Raw genomic sequence first — 13,857 nt, 5'->3', positions numbered from 1 at the left:
CTGTCACAGTTCGTTATTTACCCACACCCAACGAACCGACGACTGTGGTGCATCACGGTGAGAAGCGGTCCAAAAATGAGGCTGGACGGATCCGACTGAATCCGAACCCGACGGATCCCTTCCGGAACGGGATCGATCGTCGGCGGGTACTACAGTCGTCGGCCGCGATCGGAGCGACCGCCACTCTGTCGGGGTGTCTCTCGAACAACGACGGACAGCGAGCGCCGACGGTGTACGTCTTCAACAACGGTGATCGGACGCTGAGCATCATCAACGCCACGACCGACGAGTTGATCGAGACCGTTCATATTGGAACGACCGCATCGTTCCCGGCCAATCAGTACGGGACGGACGTCGAGTCGGAGTACGAGACGCTCTGGCTCAACGTGTCCGGCGGCGTCAAGGCGCTCGACCAGCACACGCTCGAGGAGGTCGCAGCGATCGAAACGGGATTCGGCCCGAACTATCCCAATCTGACCCCGGACGGGACTCACTTGCTCGTTGCTGCCGGCGGAACGACGTCTCTCGAGCCCGATCCGGTCGATTCCGACGATCACCTCCTCGTCCGCATCGACGCCGACCGCGAGAGCGATACGTTCGGCGAGGTCACCGGAGAGATCGCGGTCGGCTACAGCGGGCCGTGCGATATGACCCTCAGCCCCGACGGCGAGTACGGATTCGTCGCGGACATCGCAAACGAGACGCTGTCCGTCGTTCGCGTCGATCCGTTCGAAATCGCAGCCAGGATCGATGTCGGCGAACCCGCGGGAGACGGTCACGTTCTTCCGTTCATGTGTACGGCTTCGTTCGACGGCGATCGCCTCCTGGTCGAAAACGGCGAGGGTGAACTCGGCTCCGATCCGGCTATCCCACGCAAGGGTTCCGAGAGTATCTGGGACGTCTCCGATCCCGAGTCGCCGGTCGAACTCGAGCGGATCACCCGTGACGATGGGTTAGCGGCACTCCCGATTACGAGCGAAATCGGACCGAATACCGATGCGGGATTCCTCTTCACTCCAGCGATCGACGCTGTCACGGTGATCGATCTCGAAGCGCAGACCGTCGACCGCGAAATCGACATCGGCGGCAGTGCGATCGCGGGAGCGTGGGGGCCTGCGCGTGACAAACTGTACGTCCCGGTTCAGACGGCGAACCACGTCGCCGTCATCGATCCGGTGCAGCGAGAACTCCGCACCACCATCGATACCGGAGCGGCTCCGACGGGTGCCGTCGGCGGAACGGTTCGGCCCAAAACGACCGCCAGTCAACGACTCCGGAGTTCACTCGCGACACTCGGCGTTCAGGTAGGGGACCGGGAATCGTCCGTCTGTCCTGACGATAATTGCTATTGCGGATAACAACGATGCCGTCGCCGTGATACTCGCACGGTCTGGTTCGATCTCGACACCCGCCACGGGCCGCGATCACGTGCAGTTCAGCCACTGATTTCTCGGTCGTGTCTCAAACTCGTCACTCGTCTAGAGTAGGAACTGACCTCTGTGGAGACAGGGTCACCTCTGGTGCCTACCCCCAAGTGACCCATGCACGCCACAACCGACGCGCCGTTGACGGGTAGTCTCGACCAAGACAAAACGTATCGTGCGCCACCCTCGCTGAATCGCTCACCGAGATTCAGCTCGATGCCACCATCCTCGAGCAAATCGTCAGGACCGACGATAAAGCGCTCGTCGAGGCGTCCTGTGGAGAAACGTGCGCGGAAACGGCACCCGCCGTTCCCAGCACGCCGGAATCACCACACGAACAGCTATCACGCACGATATCGCGGAACTCGCGGCTGTGACAACTGCATGAGAACACGAATTCAATTCGTGTTGATCGCAAGACTGCGTCCGATTCACCCGTTACGTTCACGAAAACCACTCAGAGATTATAACGCCGCAAATCGGACCCACAACAGGACATTTTTACTGCTTGCCGTGGTTGTTGGTCCTATAGATATGCCAAGTGTTCACGAACAACAGACCATGTACGAAAACATGGTTACCGCGCGGTACTATGAGGAACGCCTCCAGGAAGAGTATCTCGAGGGCAAACAACCGGCCTTCGACATTTCGGCCGGTCCGATTCCGGGTGAACTCCACCTGGCTGCCGGCCACGAGGCGTCGGGGGCCGGCGTCTGCATCCACCTCCGGGACGACGATACCGTCACTGCGCCACACCGACCTCATCACATCGCCATCGCGAAGGGCGTCGACCTGAAGCGCATGACCGCGGAGATTTTCGGGCGTCGTACCGGTCTCGGGAAGGGGAAGGGTGGTCACATGCACCTCTTCGATCCCGACGTGAACTTCGCCTGTAGCGGCATCATCGCCCAGGGATGTCCTCCTGCAGTCGGAGCTGCTCTCGCGGCGAAGAAACGTAACACCGACAGCGTGGCGGTCGCATTCCTGGGGGAAGGCGCAATCGACCAGGGCGCGTTCCTCGAGTCGCTCAACTTCGCCAGCGTACAGAATCTGCCGGTCGTGTTCGTGATCGAGGACAACGACTGGGCGATCAGTATGCCGAAAGACCGGATCACGGACGTCCAGGACGGGTCCAAGCGGGCGGCGGGTTACGACATGCACGGCATCCGCGTCGACCACGACGACGCCCTCGACGTCTACGAGGCGGCCGAGGAGGCCATCGGTCGCGCTCGTGACGGGAACGGTCCGACCCTGGTCGAGGTCCAGGTGCACAGGCGGATGGGGCACTTCATGGGTGACGCGCAGGGGTATCGACCCGAGGTGGATATCGAACGCCATCAGGCCCGCGACTCTATCGAGCGTCTTGCGGCCGACCTTCGTGCCCACGACGTCAGTGACGAGGACCTCGACGCGCTCCGATCGGACGCCGAAGAGCACGTCGAGGCGGCCATCGAGTGGGCGAAAGATCAACCGGAACCTGATCCCGAGGAGGCCTACGACGACGTGTTCACTAACCCTCCGGACGGCGCGACTGACCGGGAACGAGCTGGGGATGTCAGAGCCGACGGGGGTGACGACTGATGGCACAGTCCCAGACGACGGACCGCGAACTGACGATGAGCCGGGCGATGGTCGAAGCGATCGCCCACGAGATGCGCGAGGACGAGGAGGTCTTCTACATGGGTGAAGATGTCGCGGACTACGAGGGCATCTTCGACAGCACGACCGGTCTCCGCGAGGAGTTCGGCTCCGACCGGGTCATGGACGTACCGATCAGCGAGACGTCGTTTATCGGCGCTGGCGTCGGTGCCGCCCAGGCCGGCATGCGCCCGATTGTCGAGCTGATGTTTGCCGACTTTTTCGGCGTCGCCATGGACCAGATCTACAACAACATGGCAAAAAACACCTACATGAGCGGTAGGTCCGTCAGTGTCCCGATGGTGCTGACGACCGCGGTCGGCGGCACCTACAACGACGCCGCCCAGCACTCACAGACGCTGTACGGGACCTTCGCCCATCTGCCGGGCATGAAGGTGGTCGTCCCGAGTACAGCATACGACGCCAAGGGATTGATGCACACCGCCATTCGCGACGACGACCCGGTAGTCTACATGTTCCACAAGCGGCTGATGGGGCTGGGGTGGATGCCCGCTCCCGACGGGCCGAAGACCGGCGTCCCCGAGGACGAGTACTCGATTCCCTTCGGGTCGGCGGACGTCAAACGCGAGGGGGCGGACGCGACCATCGTGACCCTGGGTCTCCACGTCCACCGGGCGCTGGAGGCAGCAGCACAGCTGGCCGAGGACGACGTCGACGCGGAGGTGATCGACCTTCGGACGCTCACCCCGCTGGACACCGAGACGATCCTCGAATCCGTCCGGAAGACCGGGCGATTGGTCGTCGTCGACGAGGACTACCGCTCGTACGGCGTGACGGGCGAGATCGTTGCGAGAGCGGCCGAGGATGCGCTGGCCGATCTCGACGCGGTGAAACGAGTTGCGCTGCCCGACGTGCCGATCCCGTACAGCCGGCCCCTGGAGAACGAAGTGCTTCCCGGTGTCGACGATATCACGACGGCGGTTCAGAACGTACAGGAATGAGTTCGGACCGCGTCGCCATCACGGTCGAGGAGTACTGGCCCGAGGACGTCGACGAGTCTGAAGCTGGCGTCGTCACCAACTGGTTCGTCCGCGAAGGTGCCCACGTCGACGAAGGCGACACACTCTGTGAGATCCAAGTTGAGAAGGTGAGTACCGACGTCGTTGCGCCAGTTGGTGGGGAACTCGTCGAGATCGTCCTCGAGGAGGACGCGGAGTTCGAGCGTGGTGATACGCTCGCGGTCATAGAGCCGGAGTGAGGTCGGCGTCAGCACAGCACGAGACGCTCTCGCCAGCCCGCTCCCACGCCACCCGCTCCACGAACGGAACACACGAACGCACCGTTGATACGACAGCAGATATTTCATGAATGACGACACGACCGACGCCGAACGAACCGATCCGGTACCTCGAACAGTGCAGGAGGAGCGCACGCTCACGCCGATGCGCAGATCCATTGCCAGTCGTCTCCACGAGAGTTACAGTGAGGCCGTCCACGTTACCGTCAGCCGTGAAATCGACGCCGAGGCCCTCGTCGCGAGGACGGAACGTGCCCAAGACGCCCTGGAGACGCCCGTTTCGATACTCGATGTGGTCCTCGTGGCCGTCTCGAAGACGCTCGACGACCATCCCGAATTCAACGCCACTTACGAGGACGAAACACACATGATATACGAGGAACACAACGTGGCGGTAGCGATCGATCTCGATCGAGGGCTCGTAACGCCCGTTCTCGAAGATCTCCGCGAGAAGTCCTTCGGGGACGTTGCGGCCGAACGGCGGGCACTCACGGAGCGAGTCCAGGCGGGCGAATACTCGATGAGCGACCTCAAAGGGAGTACGTTCACCGTGTCGAATCTCGGTCCCCTGGGGAGTGACTCGTTCACCCCCGTTATCAACCCACCCGAGGTGGGGATTCTGGGCGTCAATCGCATCCGCGAACGCCCTGCGTTCGTCGACGGCGACGTCGAGAGCAATCGGTATCTGAACTTCGACCTCTCCATCGACCACCGAGCCGTCGATGGAGCCGATGCGGCACGGTTCCTCGAAACGTTGGCCGACGTCCTGACCGGGGAGGTCGAATCTTAAAGCCGACCGAGATCGCCGAATCGAATGCGGACGGATTGGATACCGGAGGGAACGAGGACGGCTCGAACGACGGCTCCGGCGACGGATCGTATGACTGGTAGGATGCGACCTGGGGCTCCTACTATAGTAGAGTTAGAAATAGTTGCTCAATTTGGGAATAGAGAATTGATCAAGAGCGGTATCGATCGCTGTTGTTAGCTCAGAAAGTGAGTCGAAGAATCGGTTGCCAAGAGCTGATTGCAGCTGTCTCCAGCACTCTTCGACTGGATTGAGTTCCGGTGAATACGCTGGTAACGTGACGAAGGCGAGGTCGTCACGGGCCGCCAGGTCCGTGACGGCCGACGCCTGGAAATACGGCGCTCCATCCAACACGACGATCAAGTTATCTTCGAATTCTTTTCATAATGCGAGAATGAAATTTTTCGCATGTTCGGCGGTCACGTACTCTTCGAATCGAGAAAAAAGCGATCACCGTCCTCGGTGATCTCGTCCAAGAGACACGTCCTGTCGCGTTACCCGGACAATTCGACGGCCAGCCGCGTGCCGCGCGGAAACCACGCGGCTCAACTTGCACGGATTTCTTGATTTGATCGATACAGACTCCTGTGGCGTCCATCTCCCGCCTCTTTTTTTTGAGTTCTTCGTGGAACGTTTCTTGTTCGTCAGACTCAGCTTCAGCGGCTGTGCGGCGTGGTTTTTGATAACTCAATCCCGCCTCTTTGAGCAACCGCCGGCAACTCGGGATTGAGTACTCAACATCGTAGATCTCGTCGAGATACTGCTGGACGAGCGCCGGCGTCCACGCCGGCGCGTCAACCCCAACTTCTTTGGGTGAGTCGTAGACAGCTTCTTCGAATTCTTGTTGCTCTTTGTCTGAGGGTTTTCGCTTTCTCCCAGATCGGTGAGCATCAGTTACAGCCTGCTCAAGCGACTCGTCGGTGTCGAGTCGCTTGAGCCAGCTATAGATCGTGCGTCGCTGAACGTCGTACCACTCGGCGAGTTCAGTTTGCGTGACGCGTTTTTGGACGCTATTGCCACTAAGAGCCGTTGCGTTGGCTTCTTTCCCTCCACATTGTCGAGAGCATCTTGCAATTCCTCGACAGAGATTTCGTCAAGATGATCCACTACCCTCAGAAATCAACTCTGAGTAGAAAGTTCTAACGGTTACTATAGAATGGCGTATCTCAGCTTTCTCGGTTCAGTTCTCTCCATCTGTGGACTCTATTTCTCCTTTACTAAGCTATCACACCAGCATTCACTCCGGTCATCCGTGACTCAGCATAGCTCACGAAGCAACGCTCAGGAAGTACCGAAAATACGCTTTCATGGAATATCAACATTTAGAACTTAGTTATTAGGATATATATGACGCTACTGGGGTGTCGGTAAACACGTTTAATACTTTGTGGGGCCTCTTCCCGTACGAACGAACAATGGGCTGCAAGGTTGACCGTCTCATGGACCGTTATGAACTCACCGTGCCAAGCGTTGAGTACAATTCTCTTGATGAGTATCTTGTGCAACGGTGGACTGGTGTAGACGGCCGCGAGTCTGAGGGATACAAGCCCCTCACGAGGTACTTTAATAAGCAAGTTCTCAATCGAGTGTACGAAAAAAACGGTCGTGATACGATGGCGGCACATCTAGATCGAGAATATGAACTCATTGTCGGTGGTGATGCTGTCGAGCGCGACGAACTGGCAGCGGATCTATCAACTGACGATCTGAATATTGACGAGATTACGGATAATTTCATTTCCTGGAGCACGATGCGCCATCACCTGAAAGGTTGTCTTGAAGCGGAGAAGGGGATTTCGTCAGCCAAGACCGAATGGGAGCGTAATTCAGTTGATATGGCGAAAGACCGGACGGCTGAAAAGGCTCAGTCAGCGCTCTCTTCCCTTACTTCTAAGGGCAAACTCCCAGAGGCGGAACGAGCTACCGTTGACGTACAGGTGAAACTAAGTTGCCCCGAGTGTTCTGTCCGCGTCCCCTTCGAAGACGCGGTCGAACGCGGATACGTGTGCGAGGCGCACTTCGAAACGCAATCGAATGAGAACGTGACCGACCGCATTAGCAACCAGCTCTCGACTATCGCACTTCCGTTCTCGCTTGTTGAAGCGATGCCAACGCTCGTCTTCGAAGATCTTTATCTTCTCGACGCTCTAACAGTGGTTGGATTCTAGATATGACATGGCATCTCTCACTCGAGAACATCGCTGGAATACGGAGCGGCGAAGCTCGAATTGATCCCGGCGTGAACGCTGTTCGGGCGAGTAATTGGCAGGGTAAATCGAGCTTCCTCTCAGGAATCAAGACAGTATTCGGAACTGATAAACCTCTCACTGAGGGTCAGGACCGAGGTCGAGTCGTACTCGATACAGACGAAAGCGAGTTCGCCGTCGATCTTCACCGAACGAACGGATCGGTAACGCAGTCAGGAAAGCCCTACTTGACGGGCGACTATGAACGAGAGTGTGCGGACCTTTTTTCATTCCTCGATGAGGATAACGAAATACGGGGTGCAGTACGTACGAACACGGACCTGGAAGAACTACTGACGAGACCGCTTGATTTCGAAAACATTGAGGAGCGGATCGCGGATCTTCGCGCCGAGCGTGACCAAGTAGAAAGCGAACTCGAGCGAGCGAAAACGGCAGCGGATCGCCTTCCAACGCTTCAAGAACGAGTCACCGGTCTCGAATCCGATCTCGAAGAACTGCAATGCAAACGAGCGTCGCTGGATGCCGACGATACGACGGCGGACAATGTTTCGAGAGAAGAGCTGAGCGATCTTCAAGCGGAACGAAACAGGGTTTCGACGAAGGTCGAGCGACTCGAAAATACACTGGAACGTCTCAACGAACGACTCTCGAATCAGCAAAAGGAACTCGAGTCGCTGTCAGTTCCGGCTATCGAAGATGTCGAAGACGAACTTGCGGCAATACACGACGACCTTCGGGACATCGAACGTGACAGGGAACTCCTCCAGTCCGTATTCGAGGCGAACAAGCGAATCGTCGACGAGGGACGAGTCGAACTTCTGACCGATATCTCCCACGAGATGATGGCGGATGCTATGTCGTGCTGGATATGTGGCCAAGAGACGACACGCGATTCAATCGAGTCGCAACTCGATGCGCTTGATCAGTCGATCTCGGGACTTCGGAAGCAAGCTCAAGCGTACAGAACCGACGTCGAAGAACTCGAGGCGAAACGCGACGAGGCAAAACAGGCTCGACGCCGTCGGTCGGACCTCGAATCCGAAATCGCAGACCTGGAAGCCCGCGTGAGCGAGACCGAGACATCGCTCGAAGCTGCGGAGACGAAACGCGCCGACCTAGATGCACGCATCGAAACCCTCGGCGCAGCCGTCGACGAAACGAGAGATCGGATCACAGACGTGGAGAGCGATATCAAGTACACCGAGGCGGAGCTCGCCGACGCTCGCGACGAACTTGAAACGACGAAACGGCATGCCGAACAGCGTAACGTGCTCGCAGACGAATACGAGTCGATAACGGAAGAGATAACTGGCCTTCGAAACCGGAAGAAAATGGTAAAAGACCGCACCAGAGAGGCCTTTTCGGCGGCTTTGGAGGATCTCCTCAGTCGATTCGAGACCGGGTTCGAAACCGCCCGGCTCACCGCTAATTTCGATCTTATAGTCGCACGAGAGGGTCGGGAAGCAGATTTGAACGCTCTCAGTGAGGGCGAGCGGGAACTTCTCGGTATCGTCGCAGCGCTCGCCGGGCATGAAGCATTTGAAGTCGGAGACATTGTTCCGGTAATGCTTCTCGACGGACTCGGCGGTCTCGCAAGTGACAACCTTGAAGTGTTAGTCGAATACCTCGCGGATCGAACGTCGTATCTCGTTCTCACCGCTTACCCGGAACACGCGAGCTTCGATGCCCATGAGCTATCTCCGACCGACTGGCAGGTCGTCTCGCACAGTTCTGACGTACAGGCCTCGTCCTGAAATTGTGACGTTAGCAATGTCTTTCGCCCCTGATTTGGGATTGTCCGCCCTCGAAGTTAGCAGGCGCATCATCGGTATCTGACTGCATATGTGCGAGTCGATTCCCCGACACAGTTTAGTAAGTGGCGACAAGATTGTCACTTGATGAGCCGCTTTACTGACGAGCACGAAAAAGGCGTCAACGCCTTCATCAAGAGCCTCGAGCATAAGCAATTGTCTTGCAGTGGATGCGAGTTCGAGGCGTCCGTGCTCCACGACGAGTGGGACACTCACGTCGAGACGAATCCCAAGACAGGACACATTCAATACCGGCTGACCTGCCCGGACTGTAGAACTGAAGAAGTCGTCGACATCGACATTTAGGAAATACCCCCACGTGGTTCCGAACGAATAGCTGGAATAGTCACCTACGATAGCGTCTACAGCATAGGGGGGGGTGACAAAACGATATGCATGCCCAGCATCACTGGTTCGAAGGTGGGCATCATATGAAATCATATCACGCTCATCGAGGTATTTGTGCAGAATTTCGCCGGTTTGAATATGGCATCTATTGCCAGAGTACCGGGGCCTATCGGGCGATCAGTCGGTGAGCGGGAGGACGATTCCGAATCCGAAGACAGAGATGAAGCCAAGCGAAAAACCGAGGATCATCGAATCGGAGAGAAGCGTTCTTTCCCAACCCGGGAACGGCCCTATCCTCGATGCAACTATTGCTCCAAGTGCGCCGAAGAGAAAGAGAGCGAGGCCGAGTAGGAAGCCACGTTTCGCGTACGTTGCATAGTCGAGACCCATATTGTGACCCATGCGACAAGGCACGACGTCTGAGATAATATTCGTTACGACCCGTGTCACCAAACTACCATTGTTCCGAGAACGGGTTGCCGCCGATATCAACGTTCGTTTCTGCATAACCAACATGGCCGACGACGTCACTGAAGTCGAACGAGTGTACTTGTGACAATAACTAAGGGGTTGTTATTAGATGACGCCGACCGCCCGCCATCGCAACTCATTGGATGGATCGGGATGCAATCCGATGAACCGGCCGTGTTGAATCGCCATACGGAATCGGAATTCACTGTTTCACGGCACGCTTGATGTTGTAGACGACACACATCAGGGCGATTTCGCGGAACTCACGGAACCAAGAACGCGCTCGCACGGCGAAGCCGAGCGAGCGCTTGACAGCCGAGTTCACGGTTTCCGTCATAGAGCGCTGATTGTAGCGTTGTTCGTCGATTCTGGCGTTGTGCGCGTGGTCGTACGGAGCGAAGATACGATGCTTGATCAGCGGTCTGATGCCGAGTTCACGGAGTGCTTCGCGGAGCGATTGCTTGTCGTAGCCCTTATCGGCGGCCAGAGACCGCAGATCGCCCGCGTTTCGGCGGGCGATCTGCTCGGCGAGGTCTGCGTCACTTCCTTCCCGGTTTGTCGAGCAGTGTACGTCGAGGACGGCTTGAGACTCCGTATCGACGAGTTTCGTCACTTTGAGCTTCTGGACGCGGTAGCTTATTCGCTGACAGTAATGACGGCTCGCGGCTGATCGCTCGTAGAATGTGGCGTCAATAGCGCCGTGTTTCGAGGGATCGTGCAGCTGCGCCGACTGGCGCAGTAGCACTCGACAGACGCTCATACTGATCCGATCGAACGCTTTACACAACGTGGATGGACAGGGGAGATCGGCCGCGCTGAGGCCGATCTCTCCGGTTATTTGTGGCATCTCCTTGAGCAGGTCAATCGTCATCCGGTAGGACGTATCGAGGTAAATCCGCAGACAGTGGAGTGAAACGAGGGCATAGTCGGCGAATCCGCCGCCACCTTCCGGGGCGGCGGATTCGTCTCCATCGCCAGTAACGTTTTGAGCAATCGGCACAACTTCCCCAATGAAGCGGGAGATTTGCGTCATGAACACTCGCAGCCTCCCGCTTCAACTCCTTTGATTTACTGACTTGTTCCGCCGCCGTCTAGTGATTCAACACAGCCGATGAACCAGAAAAGTTGATACCCCTCGGTGAGAAACTGGATACAAGGCGATGCCAGCAGAGCAATTAGAAATACTTCTCGATAGCGATGTGACCAGAGAGGCTCTTGGCGTAATATTTGAGCGGACGGACGAGGGAAACGAGGAGATTCGATGGGAAGACGTCAGCGATACAGTATCAAGTAGTCAGTGGGGCAAATTACTTAGCCAGGACGTTCTCGTCAGCGGGAGCAGTGGATTCGTCCTCGCGGACTCCGAGAGGGTTCGCCGTGCGCTCAAGAAGGGTGAAACGGAGATAACCGCCAGTGGGAAGTTCGATGAGATTGAACCCGAGTCGTGGAAGTGGTACGACAAAGTCGCCGGGTTGGTTACGCTTGTTCTTTTCATGGGATACTGGAACTCGGAGATTCGGGATGTCGTCGCGTCCCTCGACAACATCTTTCTGGCCCCTCTTACGGATATCGTGCCTTTTTATGCTGTCGTGATTTTGCTGGCGGTCGTAACAGGTCTCTATTCGACTGTGTTACAGTCGTGGCTCATGGACTACGAGAAGATGGAGGCGTATCGAGAGCGAATGCGTGACTTAAGTGAGCGGCGCACGGCTGCCAAAGAGCGGGGTGATGACGAGGTGCTCAAACGAATTCGGCAAGAGCAGATGGAGGCCGCGGGTGACAACGTGGGGATGTTCAAGCTTCAGTTCCGGCCCATGGTCTGGACGATGCTCCTGACGATACCGGTCTTTCTCTGGCTGCGCTGGAAAATTCGGGGTGGACACCTCGCCGCGGGAGAAATAGGTATGATTTTTCCCATCGCTGGCCCTGTCAGGTGGCAAGAAGCCGTATTCGGTTTTATGCCGGCCTGGATCTTTTGGTACTTCCTGTGCTCAATGGCGTCCCGCCAGATAATCAGAAAATTATTCGCTAATCGACTTCCGATCCCGACGTAACAATAACTAAGGGGTTGTTATCTCGGCTTTGGTGCTGTTAGCACGATGATTTGGGGAACTGATGGATCGAGTCAGGTCCATATCAGGGGAGATTGATTCGCGTTGCCCGAATGATTATTTGTCACACGTTGCGTCTCTGGTATTCCGTCTATTAGAGCTACTGATATCAGGATAAGCGAACTGATCTAGCGTTGGAACCCGATCGGTTTCAGATGGAATAGTTTTCTGGGGGTTAGTAGCCGGACGAAGATGAGTAATAACATTCCTGTAGCCATCATACTGAAACGAGATCTTTCTACCGTGGGAAGACGTTTTGTTCGTGATCTGTCACGATTAAACCACTCTTTGGAGTTGAAGGAGGCGATGCGGAAATCCCACCAATGGGAACAGACATACCCGGCTCGAACTTGTAATGTCGACGATCCATGAGCGAAGGAAACTTCGGACTCACCGAGGCTGTCTCGATCGCCCTCGGTGGCATGATCGGCGGCGGCATCTACGCCGTGTTGGGTGTTGTGACTCAGATCACGGGCGCAGCGACGTGGCTTGCCTTTATTTTGGCGGGAATCGTAGCCATCTGCGCCGGGTATTCCTATGTTGGGTTGAACGAACTCGTTACCGCGGAGGACGGGAGTGGCGGCGGATCGGTGACGTTCGTCCAGTCGTTTACCGGGAACTCTGATTTCGCCGGTATAGTCGGATGGACGCTCCTTGTCGGGTACATCGGCTCGATGGCGATGTACGCATTCGCTTTCGGCGAGTTCGCAGTCGCTCTCCCCCTCGTCCCTGATTCGATGGCCGGTCTGGCGCTTCGACCGGTTATTTCCGTGCTCGCCGTCGCCGGATTCGTCGGTCTCAATCTGCTCGGAGCGCGTGCCACGGGGTCGGCCGAAAATGTCCTCGTCGGTGCGAAAGTACTCGTCTTGCTCACCTTCGGCGTTGGCGGCATCGTCTACGTGCTGTTTGCATCACCGGGTCCTGTGAACCTGGGGATATCCGAGATCACGACATTCAGTCCAATCATGGCGGGTGCCGTCTCGTTCGTCGCGTTTCAGGGCTGGCAGTTGCTGTTCTATGATCAGGAGAGCTTGGACAATCCTCTCGACCAAATTCCGAAAGCGATCTACATCGCAATTCCGAGTGCTGTGTTTATCTACGTCATCGTGGCGGTCGCGACGTATAACCTGGCTCCGGAGGCGTTGCAATCGCATCCGCACACCGCCCTTACCGAGGCTGCACGGACGATTGCCGGCGTTATCGGCTACGCTACCGCCGGTGGAATCGTCCTTTCTCTGTCTGCGCTGTTCTCGACAGGCAGTGCAATCAACGCGACCCTCTTTTCAGCCGGATACTTCGCCAAGGGAATGCTCTCGGACGACCTCCTTCCCGACCGAGTTGGGGACACAAGCGCGAGCGGCGTCCCGACGCGAACACTCCTCCTCCTTGGACTCGTCACTATGGCTTTTACCGCCTACGGAAGTCTGGAAGCGATCACGTCGTTCGCGTCGTTGTCCTTCATCGTTGTCTTCGGGGCGATGAGCGTCCTCGCGTTCACTCGGCGCAACGCGGATCAGATCAACGCGACGCCGCCTGTCGTCGGTGCCGCTGGTTCAATCGGTTTCTTCTTCCTGATGTTGTATCACCTCTATGTCGAACAACGAGGGACCTTTTTCGCGGTTATATTGATCGCTGCCGCTGTCTTCCTCGTCGAACTCCTCTACTTCGAACGACGTATTATCGAAGAAGAAATTCCGTACATTACGCCCGGTGTCGAGGAATCTGCGGACTGAAAGAACTGCGCTTGAGCAGGGATTGTCAGTTCTCGGTCGACTCTGTAA

The 13,857-nt window shown here is 56.9% G+C and carries 12 protein-coding genes and 2 pseudogenes; 11 read left to right on the top strand and 3 right to left on the bottom strand.

Annotated features, from left to right (window positions below; all coding sequences use genetic code 11):
- The first annotated feature begins 44 nt into the window (after positions 1-44).
- From NJU76_RS21025 to NJU76_RS21000, 6 genes and pseudogenes are all read left to right on the top strand, one after another.
- Entirely contained in the window at positions 45-1,358 is a 1,314-nt protein-coding gene (locus NJU76_RS21025) for a YncE family protein (protein ID WP_340681263.1), read from the top strand.
- 183 nt (positions 1,359-1,541) lie between these two features.
- Positions 1,542-1,773 (top strand): annotated as a pseudogene (locus tag NJU76_RS21020) (ISH6 family transposase); the annotation flags it as partial.
- 212 nt (positions 1,774-1,985) lie between these two features.
- Entirely contained in the window at positions 1,986-3,005 is a 1,020-nt protein-coding gene (locus NJU76_RS21015) for a thiamine pyrophosphate-dependent dehydrogenase E1 component subunit alpha (RefSeq protein WP_254533918.1), read from the top strand.
- Complete coding sequence (locus NJU76_RS21010; RefSeq protein ID WP_254533754.1) at positions 3,005-4,024, top strand: alpha-ketoacid dehydrogenase subunit beta; 1,020 nt, start codon at positions 3,005-3,007, stop codon at positions 4,022-4,024. The genes NJU76_RS21015 and NJU76_RS21010 overlap by 1 nt, the downstream gene beginning before the upstream one ends.
- Positions 4,021-4,281, top strand: a complete 261-nt coding sequence (locus tag NJU76_RS21005; RefSeq protein ID WP_254533753.1) for a lipoyl domain-containing protein — start codon at positions 4,021-4,023, stop codon at positions 4,279-4,281. Before NJU76_RS21010 ends, NJU76_RS21005 begins: the two co-directional genes overlap by 4 nt.
- Positions 4,282-4,387: 106 nt before the next feature.
- Positions 4,388-5,110, top strand: coding sequence for a 2-oxo acid dehydrogenase subunit E2 (locus NJU76_RS21000; protein WP_254533752.1), 723 nt, complete (start codon positions 4,388-4,390; stop codon positions 5,108-5,110).
- Between the two features lie 132 nt (positions 5,111-5,242).
- Here NJU76_RS21000 and NJU76_RS20995 read toward each other — a convergent pair.
- Positions 5,243-6,235 (bottom strand): annotated as a pseudogene (locus tag NJU76_RS20995) (IS630 family transposase).
- 308 nt (positions 6,236-6,543) lie between these two features.
- On the opposite strand from NJU76_RS20995, the gene rdfA reads away from it, so the two are divergent.
- The 3 genes from rdfA (at position 6,544) to NJU76_RS20980 (ending at position 9,452) form a co-directional block, all read left to right on the top strand.
- Positions 6,544-7,296 (top strand): rod-determining factor RdfA, encoded by a 753-nt coding sequence (gene rdfA / locus NJU76_RS20990; protein WP_254533751.1) that lies wholly within the window; start codon positions 6,544-6,546, stop codon positions 7,294-7,296.
- Between the two features lie 2 nt (positions 7,297-7,298).
- Positions 7,299-9,089: an archaea-specific SMC-related protein gene (locus tag NJU76_RS20985; protein ID WP_254533750.1), complete on the top strand. Its 1,791-nt coding sequence runs from the start codon at positions 7,299-7,301 to the stop codon at positions 9,087-9,089.
- 144 nt (positions 9,090-9,233) lie between these two features.
- Positions 9,234-9,452 (top strand): hypothetical protein, encoded by a 219-nt coding sequence (locus NJU76_RS20980; protein WP_254533749.1) that lies wholly within the window; start codon positions 9,234-9,236, stop codon positions 9,450-9,452.
- Positions 9,453-9,671: 219 nt separating this feature from the next.
- Here the strand turns inward: NJU76_RS20980 and NJU76_RS20975 are convergent, their stop codons facing one another.
- Positions 9,672-9,896, bottom strand: coding sequence for a DUF7860 family protein (locus NJU76_RS20975; protein WP_254533748.1), 225 nt, complete (start codon positions 9,894-9,896; stop codon positions 9,672-9,674).
- Positions 9,897-10,167: 271 nt separating this feature from the next.
- Positions 10,168-10,998, bottom strand: coding sequence for an IS5 family transposase (locus tag NJU76_RS20970; protein ID WP_254532285.1), 831 nt, complete (start codon positions 10,996-10,998; stop codon positions 10,168-10,170).
- 127 nt (positions 10,999-11,125) lie between these two features.
- Here NJU76_RS20970 and NJU76_RS20965 point away from each other — a divergent pair, with 127 nt between their 5' ends.
- Both NJU76_RS20965 and NJU76_RS20960 read left to right on the top strand, forming a co-directional pair.
- Positions 11,126-12,019: a DUF106 domain-containing protein gene (locus tag NJU76_RS20965; RefSeq protein WP_254533747.1), complete on the top strand. Its 894-nt coding sequence runs from the start codon at positions 11,126-11,128 to the stop codon at positions 12,017-12,019.
- 425 nt (positions 12,020-12,444) lie between these two features.
- Positions 12,445-13,809: an APC family permease gene (locus NJU76_RS20960; protein ID WP_254533746.1), complete on the top strand. Its 1,365-nt coding sequence runs from the start codon at positions 12,445-12,447 to the stop codon at positions 13,807-13,809.
- Positions 13,810-13,857 lie beyond the last annotated feature (48 nt).

It is taken from the genome of Natrinema gelatinilyticum, assembly GCF_024266705.1.
Lineage (GTDB): Archaea > Halobacteriota > Halobacteria > Halobacteriales > Natrialbaceae > Natrinema > Natrinema gelatinilyticum.
Note: the sequence above shows the minus strand (reverse complement) of the source record. Positions and strands in the feature narration are given on the sequence as shown.